Below are 19,532 nucleotides of genomic sequence, written 5' to 3'. Positions count from 1 at the left end.
ACATGTTCCTACTAAATTGACCTAGCAAGTCTAAAACCGAGATCATCTATATGAAATGTAGGATGGCTTCGACGACGACAAGTAGCGCCGCATCCTCTCGCTGTTTCAGCCCAACTACCACCACGAAAAATGCGGTATGATCCGTACACTGTTTCATCATACAAATCATAACACCATTCCCAAACGTTCCCTAGCATATCATAAAGCCCCCATGCATTCGGTTCTTTTTGGCCAACTTCATGAATCTCTCCATTTGAATTTTCATTATACCACGCTATATCATGGAGTTTCCCGTATGTATATCCAGTTGTACTTGCTTTACATGCATATTGCCACTCTGCCTCAGATGGTAATCGGTAGCCATTCGAATCTAAATTACATTTCACAATTTGACCACCATCACTAATAGAATAATATTCTTTTAATCCCGCTTTTTTTGAAAGTACATTACAAAACGCAATGGCATCGTTCCATGAAATATTGACAACTGGTTTATGATTTTTATCAAAATTATTTAATGTACTATTTGTAATAGCATCATATAGTTCCATTGTTACAGCATACTTTGCAAGAAAAAATGGTTGAATTTGCACTATCCATTCTTTTTTTATTCGATCATCTCTTAATACTACCTCTCCAACTGGAATATTTACCATTAATGAATCGATTGTTTGAATTAAATCATTAGTCATTTTCTATTCCTCCAAACGTTCATTTTATATGAACTTATAGTCATATACTCATTACAAAATACAATTTTCAAAAAGCGTTAAATTTTTCATAATAAAAAACGATTAGTTTAATTAAACTAATCGGTAAGATCCAAAAAGAATTGTTGTGTCACATTCTATTATTATATGTGCTCTAAAAATTTCCGAACCTCATTTGGAGATTTTAAAACAATAACCTTTTTCTCTTCGGACAATTGCTCTAACCCTTTTAAAATTGTAGGTCGTTTAGTATTAGGATATTCCCATATCCATTTAAAGAATTGCAAATCAAATCTTTCTTCACATCCCGCGCCCATATCTGGTCTTGTTTTATTCCGGTATTTTACAATTCTTTTAAAAGCACGATAAATACAAATTGTTCTATGCATATCAAGGAAGATAATTGTATCAGCTGCATTCAGTCTGATACCCATCGTCCCGCCATAATTCCCATCAATAATCCACTTCTCATCTTTAATTAAGTTATTTTGAACTGCTATTTGTTCTTCTCTCGGAACACCTTCCCAATTCGGTTTCCAAAATAATGCATCAAGATGATGCACCTTAATATTTAATTTATTTTCTAACTGCCTTGCTAATGTGGATTTTCCTGAACCGCCAGAACCAATTAATATTATTTTTTTCATAAAGGGCTCCTTTTTAAAATCGATTATTTCCTCCGTAACATAAACTCACAAAGTATTCCCACTCCAACACCAATTGTATAAGCCACTAAATCACTCCACAAAAAACCGTATCCCAATACGAGTCCGCCTAAAGTCGTTGCACGAATGCTATCTATCCACTTCGCATGATACAATTGGCTCACTTCAATCCCATAGCAAAACATTAAACTAATAAAAGCCAACTTCTTCGTCTCTGTTTTAGGAAACAAAAATCCAAAGCCAGTAAAAATCATTAATGCCCATAAAGCATCACCTAAATAATCATTTAATAGATGTGGTAGTGCAAAAGCAAACTTTCTTGAGCTAAGACCTAAAATAATAATAACTATAGTAAATAGTGCATATACTACTCTATTTCGTTTCGTATTCATTTTAAAGTCCCCTAATATGTAATGTAAAACTGTAAATAGCTAGTAAAACAAAGTTATTTTACTAGCTATTTATTAGTTGCTTTAATGATAAGAAAATGTGGATTCGTATTTAGATAATAATATGATTTCTCGTCTACTTCTTTCATTTTTTCAATTGCCTTCGGTTCTACTATCTCTTCTAATACAAAATAATTTGTAGTTTCATTTAGTATGTCTTGTAATGATCTTCTAAAAAACTTGACTTCAATAGTAATATTCGGTTTAACCCAAGTATCTATTAATAACTGTTTTTCAAAATAATTTTCACATGGAAACTTTGTGAAATCCATAAAAGGATGATGAATAGAATAAATAAGTTCCCCACCTGGCTTCAATACACGACGAAATTCTTGAAATACTTGATTCCAATTTTCTAAGTAATGAAGAGTTAACGAACTTACAATCACATCATACGTATTATCTTCAAATGGCAATGTTTCTTGCAGATCATGACAAAGGAACGTTGCTTCTTCTCCTATATTTTCTTTTGCTGCTTTTACCATTTCAGGACTTACATCAATTGCTGTAACATTTGCTCCTCTTCCTATGAATTGAGAAGTATACCATCCAGCTGCACATCCAGCATTTAATATCTTTTTTCCTTCTAGTTCCCTTGGAATAAGCTCCATCATCGCCGGTCTTTCATAATAACTGTTATATGGATTTGCAAAATCTAGATTTTCTTTATATGTACTCGCTAATTTATCATACGTATCTTTAATCGAATCTTTCATTACACACACTCCTAATACATATTAATCCATTAACTCCTGCTGCTTTTTCTTTGAAAATGATTGTAGTACTAGATCATACGACCAATCAATCATTTTATTAATTTGCTCCTGCTCTATACCCTTATGAATATAAACGGTATTCCAATGTTTTTTATTCATATGATACCCTGGAATAATTGTTTCTGGATAATCTTCTCTTATTCTTAATGCGACTTCTGGATCACACTTCAATGTAATCGCAGCTTTTTCGCCTTCTTCATGATTTACTATCGCAAATATTTTATTATTAAGCCTCATACATGTTGCACTCCAGCCATCTGGAGAATCTTCTGTCGCTTTTCTTTTCGATAAACAGTACGCTCTTGTTGCATTCATTTTAATTGGCACCTCTTATTCTTTCCCTGTTTGATTACGATGCATCACAATTTGCTTCGTTGCTTGAAATTGCTGCTCACCGTAAAACTTTATTAGCTTCTCACCGCAAAATAGACTAACAATATCAATATGAGATATTTCTCGAAGTAATATTGTAAGCATTTTCTCTCCAATACCTTTATTTCTTACACTCTCATGTACGACAACATCTTCAATGTATGCTCGAAAAGCACCATCAGAAACGACTCTAGCAAATCCAACTAATTCATTTTCTTCCCATACTCCAATGCCTATACTATTCTTTAACATTTTTTCAATATCGACTTCTTTTCTTTCTGGCCACCAACCGACAGAATCATAAAGCTTCTTTATTTTTTCTGCACAGATTGGTTGTTCTTGTTGCAATTTATACGTGTACATATGCTTTCTCCCATCAACCAGTATACATAATACTATTATAATCTCTTTTCAAAAAAGTGCTGACTATGACCTTTCGGATGATCTTCAACGACACCATACTCCCTGTAACCGTGCTTTTTATAAAATTCTGGCGCTTGAAAACTAAATGAATCTAGCAATATTAATCTGCACTCTTTTTCCTTCGCAATTTCTTCAATTTTATGTAAAAGTTGGCTACCATAACCGTCATGACGAACTGATTTATCAACCCATAAAAAGTCGATATGAAGATGATAAAAATACATCGTACCTGTTACACCACCAAATATTTTTCCTTCTTCATTTTTTACTACGAGGCTTACTTCTTCCATCGGCTGTTTTACTTCATCTGTTAAGATGGACATATTATATTGAATAACTTTATTTTTAATGTATTCTCCTTCAATACGTGTACCGTTCTCTATATGTTTCATATACATTGCTTCCTTTCAACTTAGTAAGCTACATTTTGTTTTTCCCCTTTAAAATACTAATCAAAACGAATCCACCATATGTAACAAAGCATGAAAAGCCAATTATCCCTGGTACAGAGACATAGCCTACCCTTATGTAACTTATAACTGCAAAACAAGCGATAGACAATAAAATAGATGGCCAAAATATAACAGCTATTTTTCTTCGTCCTCGTTTCGATGTACTTTCTTTCTCTTCAGAAACACGTGTGCCAAAAAGCAATACAATACAAATAAGGATCGCTGCAAAGTAAATTGTATCTAATGACAAATTGTGATCATATAGTGCGATTCCAACTTCAAGAACAATAATCGTTAAAATTAAAATAATGATTGTTGAAGTCTTTAAGTTTCTTTTCAATCGCTCACTCCTAGCATGCTTTCACTATATTCTTTGTATATGTACTTTAAAACTGCTGCAAAAGCTTCATCTACCTCTTTATTTTCACGTCGATTCGGTAAATCTTTTCCCCCCATCACATAAAGAAGCGGAAATTCGTTAAACATTCCTATTATACCAATAAATTCAATATCGAATATAAAAAAACTTTTCGGCAGCTCATATCAGCTATTTAAATAAGAAAAAGGTAGCATGAATTTTTTCTTGCTACCGAAAAATATTTATTCTTCTATAGGATTTTCAGGACCGTTAAGTTCCAGCTGATAAAAAGCTAAATCTAGCCATTTATTAAACTTATAACCAGCTTGTTTTATTGTTCCTGCATGAACAAATCCATATTTTTGATGCAAGGCAATACTTTTCTCATTCTCTGCATCAATTCCAGCAATTAAGGTCATATACTCTCTTTCCTTTGCAATTTTGATTAATTCTTTCATTAATGAAGACCCAATGCCATTTTTTCTATATGCCTTATCTACATACACAGAATGTTCAACTGAATATTTATAAGCAGGCCACGCTCTAAATGGGCCGAATGTCGCAAATCCTACTACTTTATTATCTAATTCACATACGAAAATTGGATACCCTTCAGCCTTTTTTTGTTCATACCAATCTATTCTATTTTCAAGGGTTACAGGTTTATACGCATATACAGCTGTTGTATAAAGTATCGCATCGTTATAAATATCTAAAATGTATGCTAAATCTCTTTTCGTTGCTTCCCTTATCATTGTTTTCTTCCTTTCATCATGTTCATCTTATTTCACTATCTTTTTAATAGTTTTATTTTATCGAAATTTCCGATTTTTATCTACATACGAATACTAGCTTTTCGGAAACCATCAAATATATTTATTGCAGCAGATAATGTGTAGAAGAAAATTCCTCCCCCAATGAGCCACGTTTTAAATCCCTCTGGGGAAATAGTAAATGCATTTGCCAAATACGTAATAAACCCTGCGTTAAATACATGTGGATTTACTACAATTACAATGAATACTATCGTCCCAGCTATTTGAAGAATAGCATTCCCAATCGCCAATCTTTGAGTCCATTGTCCCTGCACCAATTTATAAAGGGATATACATATTTCAAAAACGATCATAATTATAACGATTGGCCAGTACTGCAATAAAACATCTTGATTAAAAGTTGGCGAAACAAACTTCAGTCCATTTGCCGTACCGTTATATACGCCAACAAGATGATTCGCATAAAAGTAAAGTGTAGCCCAAACTGCTGTCCACATTAAACCTGCAAAAACTTCAAACTTCGAGATTGCTTTTTTCTTTGGGATATACGAGATGTTTTTCAAATCATCTGGTGTCCATTTTTTTAAACTTGTCGTCAACGGCTCGATACCTTTGTCTTTATCTGTTCTTTCTAAAATAACAAACACAAGTGTCAACCAGAAAAATACATGGAGGCCCACTTCAAAAATTTCCCCAATGCCTTTACCTATCAATTGCAAAATAACATTTAATACCGCTTGATCACCACTATAGCCTATAAAATTTTCTGCAACCATTGATATGAGTGCAATGACAGCTGCGATTGGTATAATCATTTTTAACAACGTTGTATATACATCAAAATAACGTGGTCCAATTAAATGCATCGGTCTATCCAAATAACCATTAGCCAATGAAACCGGACTCCCCAATTTTTTGAGAACGCTCTTTACATCTTCCTCACTATAATCTTCAGGTAACATATCCTCTATAGTTGACCTTAGTTCAAGTGTAATATCTTCACGATTTTTTTCAGGTAATCTCTTCGCAACCTCTTGGATATAGAGATCAATTAAATTCATTCCCTTCCTCCTCCTTTAATAAGTTATAAAGTTCTTTCGAATCTTTTATCCATTCTTTTTTCAACTGCAAAAATATTTCTAATCCATAATCACTTAAAACATAATACTTACGAGGTCTACTCTCCGTTTTATCCCAACTACTCGTCACTAATTCCTGTTTTTCTAATCGGCGAAGTAGCGGATATAAAGTACTTTGATCAATTGTAATCCCTGATTGCTCCAATAACTGGACAAGTGAATATCCGTACTGCGGCGTTCTTAATTGACTTAAAACAGCTAACGTTAATGTCCCTCTTCTTAACTCAGTAATTAACGAGTTTAATAAAGTATCCATTCACTCACCTCATTTCCATTACTATATGTCATACAGTATGTGTTTTATACTATGTATCGTACAGTATTAGTGTGACAAAAACTATAATTTTTTACCAAAAACAGATAATGAAAAGCGCAAATTATATGATTTGTGCTTTTTTAGCTAAGTTATATATAACACTATAAGGTAACAACCTTAACTACTAATTTTGAAGTTCCAGTAATGCTATATTAAGTGAAAACTATCGTATACATATGATGTGAACATAACATCTCACTATAGGAAGCTAATAAAACGGAAAATTATCATGGTTGAATGATTCCTGTTTTATTCTTTAGGCACTGTTGATTTCACACCGTTTTCAGCACCTAATCAACGTTATTTCCTTCATAAACTTCATCTTGTTCAAAATTTTTATTTTTGTTTGGTTTATTAGAGAAAAATAAAAAAACAATTAAATTAGGTTAATTGTTTTTCAAATGCAAAATCTTTATTTTTTTAAATAATCTATGATATTCGAAAAGACAAACTCTCCAAATGCAAGTGGTATATAAATAAACCATAACTTTAATATTGCCTTTGTTTCTTTGTGATCAGAATCCCCCATTAAAACCAACCCTATCCTTTTTTTTCAAATATTTTCTTTTTAATTCCAATAACAAGGAAATTATACCATTTATTAATGTTGTAGTCTATTTTTTCTAAAAATTAAATAAATAAAATTCTTGTATTCCTTCAATATTCAGATAAACATAATAACTTTTTTACGTTTCATCTTCAAAGTCAATAATGAGTCCTGTTAGAACCGCTACATTACCAATCGATTGGATCCCGTGACCAATAAAATCCACCTTAAATTCTTCCCACTTTAATTTATGTAATGATATAATAACACTAAATTTTCAACACGTGCTTAATAGATTGGGGACTTATAATGGATAAACCTCTCACTGCATTACAAACTATTATTATACATATGAATACAACTGAGCATTGGCATGATTTTATTTGTTACTGTCAGCATCGCGAAGCGGGACTTCGAAAATTAGCTTATAAACATTTAAAGACATTTATTACAAATGCAAAGAAATGGGAATCAAAAGATCAAGAGGAGTTTGCCATTTCACTGTTTACTATTTTAGATGCATCAAACGAAAAAGATGAGGTGTTAACTTTCTCACTAAATAGTTTTCTAATTGACATTCTATATAGATGGACAGAAAACACCCCATTTGATTCAAGACCTTTTAGATGGATAGGAATTTATATGGACTCTAGCAATAAAGAAGACGATTTAGAAAAATCCCTTCGAAAAGCGATTGAATTAGGTGGTGATACCGAACAAGAAGCCATGATATACCTAGTTTCTAATTACATCAATACTTTAGATTTTGGTACACATGAATTACCGTCAGGTTATTGCGGGGATTTAGGCGAATGTATAGAAAAACTTCCCTATATGCTGCAATTAATTGATAGAATTCAGAATAAGAACATAAAGGAGCAAAACATTGGGCAAATACAAGAACAACTACACCTTATTCTAGATTGGTTAAAACATACACAAATTCCAGTAGATGCTGTTCGTATATGGGAAAAAGAACAAACTAAGGAATTAGAAAAAAGCATCGTATATCATTTAAACAACAGCTCAAGTCATTAATTCGTCTACTATTTCAATATAAAAAAGAGGATCTTCATACAGTACTAGAAAATCCTCTTTTTATATGTATCCCACATTAGCTTGCAGTAAAACTCCCCACTGATTATAGTTTTACTTTATTTTAATCCTTTAATTAAAGGTGACGCTTCCCCACCATGGAAAATCCATAAGTCATGAAGTGATCTCGTACATCCGACATATAGTAACTTTGCATCATGTTTTGTGTTTTTGTAATGTTCTTCATCCACATCAATTAAAAGCACCGCATCAAATTCTAAACCTTTCGCTAAATAGACAGGTACTACTGATATACCACCTTCATATTTACTTTGGTTTGCTTCAATTACGTTTACCGTTAATCCTGCATTTGTTAATTTCACATATATATCACGGCATTCATCTTCTGTTCTTCCGATTACCGCAATTGTTTTCACATCTGCATTTTGCAAATGTTTTACCGTCTTCACAATTTCAGTAAATTGATTTTCTGCATGAATTACTTTCACATCTTCTCCACTGCGGAAGACTGGTGTTGCGAGTCCTACTGGGATTTCTGCATTTTTAATTATTTCATTTGCAAATTCAATAATTTCTTTTGTAGAACGATAACTTCTTGTCAATTCATAATAACCGGTTTCTTGGAATACTTCCTTAAAAGCATTCCAATCTTCAATTCCTTGGTAATCATAAATCGCTTGCGATAAATCACCTAATATAGTGAAAGAATTACCTAATGTAATTTCTTTTAATACATAAACTTGGAAAGGCGAAAAATCTTGCGCTTCATCAATAACAACGTGATGAAACTTCTGCCCGATTTCGATCCCTGTTATACGATGATGTATGTATATTAAAGCTGGTAAATCTTCTACACACACTTCTTTTTTACGACAACTCTTTTCTGTTTCTTTAACAAGTTCTTCAGGTAATACCTCAAGTATTTCTTTACTTTTTACTATTGAACTATACAGTGAAAGAGCACTCATTTTCGGCCAAAACTTCATATATGCGTTCAGTCTCTTAGTCGCTTCTTTTTTTAGTAATTTTTTCTCGTTTGTTTCCCCGAATTTTTTAAGTTCAATTTCAATCCAGCGCTTCATTCGTCCTACTAATCGTTCTCTTCTTTTCTGTAAAGGATAATGTTTATATTCAACTTGCATCCATTTTTTAACATCTTCTAATGGAATAATCGCTCTATCCCACGCCTCAAAATCTTTTGTCGGAACTAACTCATTTTCAAATTGGATCATTCTCTCTTCAATAAACGTCTTAAATTCCAACGTACCCTTTAATTTACCTAGCATTACCTTCTTTTCATCACGATTAATTGAAAATGCTTCTTTCAATTTTTTTTCTGTCTGCTTTAGTTTCACTGAATCATCTAACGTACGTAATGCCCAATCTGGAAACGTTGTTTGACTAATATTCCCTACACCTAATTCAGGAAGTACACTCGAAATATAGTCTAAAAACAGACTATTCGGTGCAAATACGATCATTCTTTCTGCTTCTAGTTGTTCACGATATTCATAAATTAAAAAAGCAAGGCGATGTAAAGCAATTGTTGTCTTTCCACTCCCTGCAACCCCTTGAATAAGTAATGGTAAATTTCTTTCCGCTCGAATAATATCATTTTGTTCCGATTGAATCGTTGAAACAATATCCTTTAGCTTATTATCTTTATTCTCACCTAATCGATATAGAAGAAAATCATCGGCATGTGATACATCTTCATTTCCTTTTACATATGTATCAACAACACGTTCAAGTTCTCTTTTTCGAATGGAAATGTTTCGTTTTAAATACACATCACCTTCTACTAACCCATCTGGTGATTGATAAAATGCTAATTCTTCTCCACCGGTAAATGAATAAAACATACTTGCGACAGGCGCTCGCCAATCAATAATGATTGGCTTCATCGTGTCCATATCCGAAACCCCTACTTTTCCGATATAAATCGGCATAACTTCTTCTTTTCCATCTTCCTGAAAATCTAACCTTCCAAAGTACGGCTCTTGCACACCAATACGTAAGTTTTGTCTATTAGACTCCCTCATACTTTCAAGAATTTGCTCTTTAAAATCTTCTCCATAATAAACCGGGATTTTTTCAAGCCTATCCAATTGCTCATCCATCGTATGTAAAGTATCCTTCATTTTTTGTAACTCATCTTCAAATATGTTGCTCATTTCGACGATTCCCTCCTGTCCGTTCTAATTTTTCAGTCGAAGTATCATTGTATTAAAAATCCAATCATAAAGTCAATAGTTTCCATTTAAATTTTCCGAAAAAACTTACTTTTCATCTTTCTAATTTAAAAAGAATATGCAACATCTAAATCACACACATACACATATAGTATAGTGATGCATGTAAAAGATACTTCTTTCTATTTGTCTCCTATTTAATTTATCTATTAAAAAACATTGTAAAAATTAAAGACTTTAATCAATGGGCGTTTTACTGCCCATAAATAGTAGGATAAATAAAAGTAAAGGAGGCTCTTCAAATGAATATTTTGAATCTATCTCAAGATTAAATATGCTTCTATCTGGCTGTATCCTTATGGTTTGTTGGTCAATTATGTATGTTGAAATATATAGACTTACAAAATCCGTCTGGCCATGTGTTATCATGCATGCGATCGAGGATGCTGTTCCTACTGTTTTAGTTACAATAACAGGGATTATTACTCTTACAAACAGTAGTGATTTTTGGTTAAATCCTACTAGCGGGGTCGCTGCTACTGTTTTATTTCTCGGAATTGGAACCGTACTAAGAACTATAAGAATAAAAAGAGAACGACAATTATTCACACAATAAAAAGCAGATAATGAATTCGTCATTATCTGCTTTCCAATTTTTAAAACTACCTTATTATATTTTTTGATACATAAGCCAGTCACCAGAGTCTATCACTTTCTTTAACATCTTTTTATCCTGAGCGATATACACATATGCCTCAATTTCCCCATCAGCAACATATACTGTTTGCGTGATTCGATCATATAAATCAGTCTCCTCATTGCCTCTATATTCTTCTAGTTCATCTAACTTACACAATATCTCATCATTTACTACATAAACTTCTCCATACACCTGTTCTTCAATCGAATAAGTCATGGCCGGATATCCTTCGTTCGTATCAAATAATTTGCCATATGTCCAAGCTCTGTCTGCGATGCATGTTGCACCTAGCATATAATGAGCATTCGTTTGTCCTCTTCTTAACGTGCCATAAACGAAAACATGATACATAAATTCTTATCCCCTTTATATGCCTCTACTTTCTTATTTGTAAATAAGCACGAATCATAAAGTAACTCACTTCATTCGGAAGCTGTTCTTTAATAGATTTCAGACCACCATCTGCATTTTGAACGGCAGTTTCAATAAGAGACTCATACTCTGCTGGAACAAAGCTTTGCCAATCTACTTCCATTCCATCCTCATAGCAGCGAATTAAATGGTTTTCAATTGTTTGTCTTGATAAGTTACGTTCTTTTGCAATCTCATTCAAATCAATACCTTGTTTATACATTTCATATGTTTCTAAATGAGAATTTGCGGATGCTTTTCCTGACTTTTTACGCTCTGAAACTACTTCTGTCTTAATCGTTTCAGCATAATTTGGATTTTCCTCAATAAAATGCTGAACTGCTTGTAAGAAGTGCGAGCCATATTTCACAAGTTTGTGTTCTCCGATACCTTTTACCGTCAACAATTCAGAATCATTTTGCGGCATTTTCACACACATATCTTTTAATGTTTGGTCAGAGAAAATAACGAACGGAGGTACACCTTCTCCTTGTGCAATTTCTTTACGTACTTCACGAAGCACTTCAAATAAAGGATGGTCTTGAACAATTTGTCTTGTCTCTACTCGTTCTTTTCGTAAAACATTCTCTTTACCAAGTAATACTTCTTTCCCTTTTTCAGTTACTTTTAACGTCGGATAAGTGCCATGTTCAACTGCAATTAACTCGTCTGAAATTAAAAACTCAATAAACTCACTGACCTCTTTTACACTACGGTTCGATAAAAGCCCATACGTTGGTAAAGTATGAAAATTAAATTCAATAACTTTCTTATTCTTCGACCCAGTTAATACTTGCGCTATCATTTGCTTTCCAAAGCGTTGGTTCGTTCTAATCATGCATGATAAAACCATTTGTGATTCTCTTGTCACATCGATGCTCTCGCGATTGTCTGTACAATTACCACAGCGTCCACAATCTTCTTTCGGTTCTTCTCCAAAGTATTGCAAAATGAATGATTGTAAACATTGTTCTGTATGACAGTAATCGGTCATATTTTGCAATTTTTCAAGTTCATTTGAAAAACGTGATTCTCCAGTTGATTGATCAATTAAAAAACGCTGTACTTGTACATCTTGAGAAGAATATAACAATATACATGTACTATCTAATCCGTCACGACCAGCACGTCCTGCTTCTTGATAGTAACTTTCCATATTTTTTGGAAGCTGATAATGAATTACGTAACGAATATTCGATTTATCAATACCCATCCCGAATGCAGATGTTGCTACCATTACACTTACTTCATCTCGTAAAAAGAGTTCTTGTTGCTCATTTCGATCAATATCACTCATACCAGCGTGATATTTTGATACAGAAACTCCTGCCTTCATTAAATCTTCATATAACTGATCGACTACTTTTCTAGTAGCTGCATATATAATCCCAGATTCCTTTTGATTTTGACGAATATAATCCGCCAAATATGCATTTCGATCTTGCCCTTTAATAACAGAAAACGATAAGTTCTCACGCTCAAACGTTGTCATAATTGTATTTTCTTGATTAATTTCAAGTGTATTACAAATATCATCACGTACTTGCGGTGTTGCTGTTGCTGTTAATGCTAATACAAGCGGCTTTTCTGGAAGATAATCTAATATGCGATGTATATGTAAATAACTTGGACGGAAATCATGTCCCCACTGTGAAATACAGTGTGCTTCATCAATCGCAATCATAGGGATTTTCATATCGATAAGTTGGTCAACAAACTCCATCGAATCAAGACGCTCAGGCGCGACATAAAGTAATTTGTAATGTCCTTGTTTCGCTAATTGAATTCGCTGATTTGCTTCAGCAATAGAAATAGAACTATTAATATATGTAGCTGAAATGCCATTCTGTACCAATGTATCTACTTGATCCTTCATAAGTGATATTAAAGGTGATATAACCAACGTCGTTCCTTCAAATACTAATGCCGGAATTTGATAACAAATCGACTTACCGCCACCCGTTGGCATAATACAAACCGTATCTTTCCCATCTAATACGTTTTTAATTGTTTCATCTTGTCCTCTTCGAAACGAAGAATAACCAAAGTAGGACGCTAAAAGTTCTTGTGCTTTAGTAAACAAAAAAGAGTCACCTGCTTTTCTTTATCTTTCATCTACTTCTATTATATCAATCACTTATGCGACTTGAAAGGGATGATTAGATGCTTATTGTTTTTTCATTATTCTATGTTTCTCCACCTATTTAATACTAACTAGCATCATTATTTTATATGTTTTACAACATTTATAATATAAATCCAGTACACAAGAAGAAAGAGTTTCAATTTAAACGTTCATTTTATTTCCCTTTCTTGAATACTACTAATCGTATACATATAAATTCAGGAGGTTACTATATGAAGCATCGTAATATGAGTTCCATCACGGCGAAAACGAAAACACAAAAACTCCAATTCTCTAATAATGATGCGTGGAAATATGAATCATACTATAAGTATCAGCCATTATTCTCTTATAAAAAGCTTTTTAATTTTCTTTCTCAACTTTTTAGACGTTAATATATGCGCAAAAAATATATCATTCACAAAATTTTTCTCAATATTAAATGTATAGACTTACTACAATTCAGTTGTTACCATATATAATAATCTGTTGGATAAACCCCTTAAGTTGACCTGCTTATATTAGCAGGTCTTTTTCATGATTACATACTTCTGTGTACCTCGATCTCACTTCCAAGTCTTTTCTCCATTTTATAACCATATTTAACTCCCAACAATTCATGATTATCATGAATTGTTGGGAGTTAAATTGTTCACATATAATTATGCAATTCTTCTTTCTCAATACACAAAAGACATTTTACTTGTTACTATAAAAGTACTCCAGATGAGTTTTTTGCTCATCGACATTATCTAGTTATTGGGGCCTGCCGCGGGAAGCAGGTCCCTTTGACTGTATGAAGGTCCTAATTTCATTTGGACACATTTACCAGGTTTTTTCAAAAGAATTTTATGATAACATTACGTAGTCGAGTCCGACATCTCGGCAATACCCTTTTGAGGGTCTGCAACTTCCCTTGCAGACCCTCTTTTACTTTATATTCAATTTATTCATATATACCACAACATCATTCACCTAATTTCTCCATTTCAAATTCCCTAAAAATAATCTAGGACACGTAACTAAAAATAAATCTTCATCATACTTTGAGTTATACATGTTCAAAGGAGTGTTACTATTTATGTATTCTTATTGGCAATCGTATTACTCCCCCTACCATAACCCTTATGTAAACTATGATTTATCCGTACGGAACTACCGAATTAGTAAAAATGAGAATTTTTTAAAAGGGTATATGCGTTCTTTATGGGAACAACACGTCGCTTGGACGAGATTGGCTATTATAAGTATAGTCTTTAATTTACCAGATGTTAACGTTACTGTTGGACGACTTCTACAAAACGCAACACATATGGGACTATCACTTGAACCATTTTACGGTGAGGATGCAGTGAAAAAATATAGTGCATTAATTAAAGATCACTTAGTAATTGCAGCGGATCTTGTTAAAGCCGCAAAAGCTGGTAATCAAAATGCAGCGGCCGCTATAGAGAAAAAATGGTACGCTAATGGTGATGAAATTATTGAATTTCTTAACAGTATCAACCCATATATAGATAAAGAAGAATTTAGAAAAATGTTTTATGAACATTTAGCACTAACGAAAGCAGAAGCACTTGCCTTCCTAAATAAAGATTATGAAGCAGGAGTAAAACTTTACGATAAAATTGAAAAAGAAGCATTAGAAATGGCTGACATGATAACAAACGCAATCGTAAAACAATTCCCGCAAGTATTTCAATAAAGTGAAACTTTAATCAGAGTAGGTATTACTACTAAGTAATACTTGATAAAAATAAGTCGGTTTCCAAACATAAATCGGCTTATTTAGTTTTCTCTCCATGATATTTCACCTCTCCTCTTTACATTTAGCTTATATCGATATATTTTATTAATATCCGTTTTTTATAGGAGGAAATAGTTTGATTAACGCGATTGGTCTCGTTTTTATACTTACAAATAAACACGAGAAAAAAAAGAAAGTTTACTTAAATGAAAAATTTGCACTAATAGATATTATTGATTCTAAAGAAGTATTTGATGATGAAGGGAATCCTTTAGTAGAACTAACATGTAAATACAGTATATATTTAGATGAAAAATATTACTGTAAATCTCTCGATGATTATACCGGACAAGTCTTTCCTTTCTTAAGTGCAAAAATAGGAAAAGGTCTTCTAAGAAACTTAAACTATTACTTTTCTTACGTTGATGCCTATGATAAGAAACCACCAGTTAAAGAAATAAGACCACTTATGAAACAAGTAACTAACAGATAGCCAAAAATACAAAAAAAAGAAAGCATCTAACCCTGGATGTTTTCTTTTTTATTAAAAACTCATTAACTTTCATCCTCTTCTAAAAGTATGTATCCAAGCATATTTTAAATTAAAAACATTGGAGGATTAGAGTGAATGAAATACTCAGAAACAATTATAAGCAAACGACTTCGAATACTTAAAATGACGGGTATGTTTTTCATGCTAGTGTTAATAGCATGGATTGGCTATACAAAATTACTTTATGAAAACGGCTTTCTTCAAGAAAAAAAGAATTCAGTAGAAGTAATGAACACTAGCATTACAGGAGAAATAGAGCAGCTTTTTCATATAAACTTGCAAGGTTATCGAAAAACAAGCCTTGATGCTGTTATAGAAGCCAGTAAAACCGATCCAAGTGAACTATCCTTAATTGAACTAGTCAACAAATCCTGCTCGCGAGATTGCATAGGTGAACCAGTTACATATGTAAACTCAAACAATGGATATATCTTTTATAAGGAATCTAATGGAACTAATGTAGCTATAACGGTTAAAAAGAAAGACACATGGGTAATTGTAAAGAAATCTGTTCAAGATGGAATATAATCACCCAAAAAAGAGTACGTATCGTACTCTTTTTTATTATTAATACCCTTCCTCTTCATGCCTACAATGGCATTTCGCTTTTGTTTTACAATGACATTTTTCACACTCACACTTCGGTTTCTCTTTGCAACAACACTCGTGAAAATCATTGCGCTTACATCTACATCTCCCAAACATTAAATCATCCCAAAATTTATTACAATCTTGAAAATGTCCACAATGACAAGTATTTCTCATAAATATGCTTCCTCCTTGATAGAATTCATCATATTCTATGTTTGAAAGTATACAAAGGCTTGTTTATTAGTCTATTTTCTCCATATTATAAGTAGAGTTAAAAGATTAAATAAAAATAAAAAACCGTCACATGACGGCTTTTTATTTAGCAAACTACTCTTTTGTATAAAAATATTTAATTCCTTTCGTATCTAACCAAGCAGTTGCTTTGTCCAGTTCATTCCCTTGACGATAATCTGTTTCGAAATACACAAGCCCTTGGTTATCTCCACGAGATATTATTTTAGAAGTATATCCAAGCTTATCCATCATTTGAATCATGTCAGGAACTAAATTTACACCAAATTCATAAGTAACTACTTTGTTATATTTATTCACTATAATTCCAACCCCTTCTTGTTTTTTTATCGGCTCAACAATTGGATTTGTAAACCAAGCTAACGGCTTATTTCCAATCAGCTTATTTAAATCACACTTGCCGATACCAGCCACATTCCCTGTTTCTGTGTATTGCCAAATATCACATGAATACGCCGGTTTGTTACCACCGTAACGAGGAATCCATACAAAATCAGAATTGAAATTTGCCATTCCAAATGGAGCATACATATGATGAGCAATATATAAACCAGCCTTCTTAGCTCCTAATCTGCGTAATTCATCAATAAAAGCTTGTGCACCCGCTCTCATATCGTTCATTGTTCTTACTTCTACGTCAGCTACCCAAACTGTTGCATTTTTATCACCACGGTTCCAAAAGTCTCTTGCTTCTATCCGTGCATCCTCTACTGAAACGAAACGACAGAACGCATAATTACCAAACGGAATATTCCGTGCTTTCATTGCTTGTACATAATTTTTATATAAAGGATCTACATAGTTTGAACCATCTTGCACACGTGCAATTACGAAATCCAATTGTGGTGCTGCGATATCCCAGTTAATGTCGCCATTCCATTTCGAAATATCCACAATATAACCCATTATTTAACATCTCCTTTTTCATTATTATATTCAAAGCTTGTTTTTTTGCTATTATCAACTAATAAATAGTATGAGAGGTAGTATATTATTGGGTAATAATTTAAAATTCGGCTTATGTATTGAGAAAACAAAATATTATTACAGGTTTAACAAGTAAAGATTTACAAAGCTCTAAACTATATAAAGTGAAACTATAATTAGTAGGAGGCTACGAGCAGTGAAATTCCCACTTAATTTCTTAGCTTCATCCGAATTTTGAGATAAGAATTTTACTGCCCACAAATAGCTAGATAAACAAAACCACCTTTCTGACAGGTGGTTTTGTTTACTAATTTACATATACATTGTCCATATTTTTATAGTTACATAATTATTAGTTACTTAATATACTTGTTAACTAAATATAAGACAATTGTTAGTTTTTAATCAAACTAATTTTCATTTTATCTCACGTACTCATAGTACCATTTTCGTGCATCTAACCAAGCTGTAAATTTATCGATATTTCCAGACGGATAGCCATTCGTTATAGCATAACCAATGCCATCTTTCTGAACGACAATTTGTCCATCAATACCCGCATCTACCATAGCTTGAGCCAAAGCTTGTAAATTACTAAATGCTACACCACCAGTTTTTACTTTGAGCAAATCCGCTGCACCTCCTCCAGTTTGTCCTGTAAGAGCAAATACAACAGAATTAGCGATTTTATCAACATTCCATTTTGCCATATCAGATTCATTGTCAATAAATCCTAATTCTATAAGAATAGCAGGTGCTTTCGTCCCATTTAATACCGCTAAATCCGTACGCTGTTTCGCACCTCGATCACGCCATCCAATATCTTTTGCTAGTTGAGCTGAGATTTTAGCCGCCAAATCTTTCTGATCATAATACAAAACCTCAACACCCTGTCCATTTCCATCACTTGCATTAAGATGAAAAGAAATAACTAAATCCACAGCATGGGAATTGCTATTCCGAATGATATTATTTAAATTTTGTGATTGAGTTGCCCCTACCTCGTCCGTATCGTCATAAACCGTGTGTCCTAGGGATCTTAACTTAGTCGCCACAGCATCTTTAACTTGCCTATCTAAAACGTGTTCTTTCCGATTCCCAAAATTAGCACCTTGAACAATACTATTGTGTCCTCCGTGCAAACTATATCTGGCCATTATTTATCAACATCTCCTTTCTTAATATCCTATTCAAAACTTGTCTTATTGCTATTCCCACTTACAATCTTAACTGTACCCATATGTCCTACATTTTCTAGAAGTGAAGCAATTTGTTCTCGATATAAAAAAGCTATCGCTTCATAAATCGAATGATTTATTCTCTAAATTACTTTTACATGAATGACGACACGAACAAAAAAAGCATCACCCTTTCGGCGATGCCTAAAAACTCTATTTTATTTTTCGGCTCCCTAAATAAATAGAGTTTAAAATCACTGAAACTACACCTATATTTCCTCCCCTTCCTTCACAGCTTCTTTCAACCTCTGCAACATATATCCAATCCCTTTACACCCCTCTAGCGGATATGTAATCATTTCTTCTGGATATAACTTTGTCACTACTTTTTTATGCTTCTTCCCTGCTAGTAAGACGATTTCGTCAAACTGTAATAAACTTTTATCTACCATCTGTTTTTGTAATTGCTCTATATTTATTACTCCATCGCTTTTTGAATCAAATGCAAGATCATAGTTTTCTAATACAATATCATTTGGTCTTAAAAATCCATGTTTCGCCGATAATATAACCCAGTTTTCGAAAAACATAGTTGCGTACGCCTGACATGCTTTTCCGAACGGACTAATATACACATCTTTTGCTTCCATCGGTCCGTAGTCTGAATGTTTATCCCAAATTTTCTTTTTTCCACATGGAATTATACATATCCTTTTCATATATATTTCTACTCCCTTTACTTTGGTAAATAAAATTCGTTATTTTGTACATTTTTCTCTCGAAATACTATATAATAATTTTGAAAAGTTTAAATTAC

At 33.0% G+C, this 19,532-nt stretch carries 23 protein-coding genes and 1 pseudogene; 6 read left to right on the top strand and 18 right to left on the bottom strand.

Annotated elements, in window-relative coordinates; genetic code table 11:
• Positions 1–11: 11 nt before the first annotated feature.
• The 11 genes from HMAS_RS10450 to HMAS_RS10400 all read right to left on the bottom strand — a co-directional run bounded on the left by HMAS_RS10450 (position 12) and on the right by HMAS_RS10400 (position 6,376).
• Positions 12–692 carry a formylglycine-generating enzyme family protein gene (locus HMAS_RS10450; RefSeq protein WP_025709470.1) on the bottom strand — a complete coding sequence of 227 codons (681 nt, stop codon included), beginning with the start codon at positions 690–692 and terminating at the stop codon, positions 12–14.
• 161 nt (positions 693–853) lie between these two features.
• The gene (locus tag HMAS_RS10445; RefSeq protein ID WP_116344791.1) at positions 854–1,357 is read right to left on the bottom strand and encodes a DNA topology modulation protein; all 504 of its coding nucleotides are present in this window, start codon (positions 1,355–1,357) and stop codon (positions 854–856) included.
• Positions 1,358–1,380: 23 nt separating this feature from the next.
• The gene (locus HMAS_RS10440) at positions 1,381–1,767 is read right to left on the bottom strand and encodes a DUF2809 domain-containing protein (protein ID WP_061113045.1); all 387 of its coding nucleotides are present in this window, start codon (positions 1,765–1,767) and stop codon (positions 1,381–1,383) included.
• A gap of 65 nt (positions 1,768–1,832) precedes the next feature.
• Positions 1,833–2,540: a class I SAM-dependent methyltransferase gene (locus HMAS_RS10435; protein WP_116344790.1), complete on the bottom strand. Its 708-nt coding sequence runs from the start codon at positions 2,538–2,540 to the stop codon at positions 1,833–1,835.
• Between the two features lie 21 nt (positions 2,541–2,561).
• Entirely contained in the window at positions 2,562–2,915 is a 354-nt protein-coding gene (locus HMAS_RS10430) for an MmcQ/YjbR family DNA-binding protein (protein ID WP_000994622.1), read from the bottom strand.
• A gap of 15 nt (positions 2,916–2,930) precedes the next feature.
• A complete protein-coding gene (locus HMAS_RS10425) occupies positions 2,931–3,335 on the bottom strand; it encodes a GNAT family N-acetyltransferase (protein ID WP_025709475.1) in 405 nt (134 codons plus the stop codon).
• A 35-nt stretch (positions 3,336–3,370) separates the two neighbouring features.
• Positions 3,371–3,787, bottom strand: a complete 417-nt coding sequence (locus HMAS_RS10420) for a GNAT family N-acetyltransferase (protein ID WP_000680416.1) — start codon at positions 3,785–3,787, stop codon at positions 3,371–3,373.
• Positions 3,788–3,815: 28 nt separating this feature from the next.
• Positions 3,816–4,187: a hypothetical protein gene (locus tag HMAS_RS10415; RefSeq protein ID WP_025709477.1), complete on the bottom strand. Its 372-nt coding sequence runs from the start codon at positions 4,185–4,187 to the stop codon at positions 3,816–3,818.
• Positions 4,188–4,447: 260 nt separating this feature from the next.
• On the bottom strand, positions 4,448–4,960 hold the full coding sequence (locus HMAS_RS10410; protein ID WP_006918666.1) for a GNAT family N-acetyltransferase: 513 nt from the start codon (positions 4,958–4,960) through the stop codon (positions 4,448–4,450).
• An 80-nt stretch (positions 4,961–5,040) separates the two neighbouring features.
• On the bottom strand, positions 5,041–6,042 hold the full coding sequence (locus HMAS_RS10405; RefSeq protein WP_049108054.1) for an HAAS signaling domain-containing protein: 1,002 nt from the start codon (positions 6,040–6,042) through the stop codon (positions 5,041–5,043).
• Positions 6,029–6,376, bottom strand: a complete 348-nt coding sequence (locus HMAS_RS10400) for a PadR family transcriptional regulator (protein WP_116344789.1) — start codon at positions 6,374–6,376, stop codon at positions 6,029–6,031. Before HMAS_RS10400 ends, HMAS_RS10405 begins: the two co-directional genes overlap by 14 nt.
• 916 nt (positions 6,377–7,292) lie before the next feature.
• Between HMAS_RS10400 and HMAS_RS10395 the strand changes: the two genes are divergently transcribed.
• Positions 7,293–8,021, top strand: a complete 729-nt coding sequence (locus tag HMAS_RS10395) for a hypothetical protein (protein WP_116344788.1) — start codon at positions 7,293–7,295, stop codon at positions 8,019–8,021.
• 116 nt (positions 8,022–8,137) lie between these two features.
• On the opposite strand, the gene HMAS_RS10390 is transcribed toward HMAS_RS10395, so the two are convergent.
• Positions 8,138–10,213, bottom strand: a complete 2,076-nt coding sequence (locus HMAS_RS10390) for a HelD family protein (protein ID WP_048535473.1) — start codon at positions 10,211–10,213, stop codon at positions 8,138–8,140.
• 319 nt (positions 10,214–10,532) lie between these two features.
• On the opposite strand from HMAS_RS10390, the pseudogene HMAS_RS10385 reads away from it, so the two are divergent.
• Positions 10,533–10,847 (top strand): annotated as a pseudogene (locus HMAS_RS10385) (CPBP family intramembrane glutamate endopeptidase); the annotation flags it as partial.
• A gap of 54 nt (positions 10,848–10,901) precedes the next feature.
• Here HMAS_RS10385 and HMAS_RS10380 read toward each other — a convergent pair.
• Together HMAS_RS10380 and recQ are read right to left on the bottom strand one after the other, a co-directional pair.
• The gene (locus HMAS_RS10380; RefSeq protein ID WP_116344787.1) at positions 10,902–11,282 is read right to left on the bottom strand and encodes a gamma-glutamylcyclotransferase family protein; all 381 of its coding nucleotides are present in this window, start codon (positions 11,280–11,282) and stop codon (positions 10,902–10,904) included.
• A 25-nt stretch (positions 11,283–11,307) separates the two neighbouring features.
• Entirely contained in the window at positions 11,308–13,425 is a 2,118-nt protein-coding gene (recQ, locus tag HMAS_RS10375) for a DNA helicase RecQ (RefSeq protein WP_074619084.1), read from the bottom strand.
• 275 nt (positions 13,426–13,700) lie between these two features.
• On the opposite strand from recQ, the gene HMAS_RS27635 reads away from it, so the two are divergent.
• The 4 genes from HMAS_RS27635 to HMAS_RS10360 all read left to right on the top strand — a co-directional run bounded on the left by HMAS_RS27635 (position 13,701) and on the right by HMAS_RS10360 (position 16,295).
• A complete protein-coding gene (locus HMAS_RS27635; protein WP_000682743.1) occupies positions 13,701–13,862 on the top strand; it encodes a hypothetical protein in 162 nt (53 codons plus the stop codon).
• Positions 13,863–14,548: 686 nt separating this feature from the next.
• Positions 14,549–15,172: a hypothetical protein gene (locus HMAS_RS10370; protein WP_000287728.1), complete on the top strand. Its 624-nt coding sequence runs from the start codon at positions 14,549–14,551 to the stop codon at positions 15,170–15,172.
• Positions 15,173–15,350: 178 nt separating this feature from the next.
• Complete coding sequence (locus HMAS_RS10365) at positions 15,351–15,707, top strand: hypothetical protein (RefSeq protein WP_000606231.1); 357 nt, start codon at positions 15,351–15,353, stop codon at positions 15,705–15,707.
• A 135-nt stretch (positions 15,708–15,842) separates the two neighbouring features.
• Positions 15,843–16,295 carry a hypothetical protein gene (locus HMAS_RS10360; RefSeq protein ID WP_000877572.1) on the top strand — a complete coding sequence of 151 codons (453 nt, stop codon included), beginning with the start codon at positions 15,843–15,845 and terminating at the stop codon, positions 16,293–16,295.
• Here HMAS_RS10360 and HMAS_RS10355 read toward each other — a convergent pair.
• The 4 genes from HMAS_RS10355 to HMAS_RS10340 form a co-directional block, all read right to left on the bottom strand.
• The gene (locus tag HMAS_RS10355; RefSeq protein ID WP_116344786.1) at positions 16,280–16,468 is read right to left on the bottom strand and encodes a hypothetical protein; all 189 of its coding nucleotides are present in this window, start codon (positions 16,466–16,468) and stop codon (positions 16,280–16,282) included. The genes HMAS_RS10360 and HMAS_RS10355 overlap by 16 nt on opposite strands.
• Before the next feature lie 217 nt (positions 16,469–16,685).
• A complete protein-coding gene (locus tag HMAS_RS10350) occupies positions 16,686–17,516 on the bottom strand; it encodes a GH25 family lysozyme (RefSeq protein ID WP_086412049.1) in 831 nt (276 codons plus the stop codon).
• Positions 17,517–17,959: 443 nt separating this feature from the next.
• Complete coding sequence (locus HMAS_RS10345; protein WP_006920619.1) at positions 17,960–18,694, bottom strand: N-acetylmuramoyl-L-alanine amidase; 735 nt, start codon at positions 18,692–18,694, stop codon at positions 17,960–17,962.
• 290 nt (positions 18,695–18,984) lie between these two features.
• Positions 18,985–19,434: a DUF6884 domain-containing protein gene (locus tag HMAS_RS10340; protein WP_000820904.1), complete on the bottom strand. Its 450-nt coding sequence runs from the start codon at positions 19,432–19,434 to the stop codon at positions 18,985–18,987.
• Positions 19,435–19,532: the final 98 nt, after the last annotated feature.

The sequence above is a fragment of the Bacillus sp. HMA207 genome (assembly GCF_003402455.1).
GTDB lineage: Bacteria > Bacillota > Bacilli > Bacillales > Bacillaceae_G > Bacillus_A > Bacillus_A cereus.
This window is presented reverse-complemented; position numbering and strand designations above follow the sequence as displayed.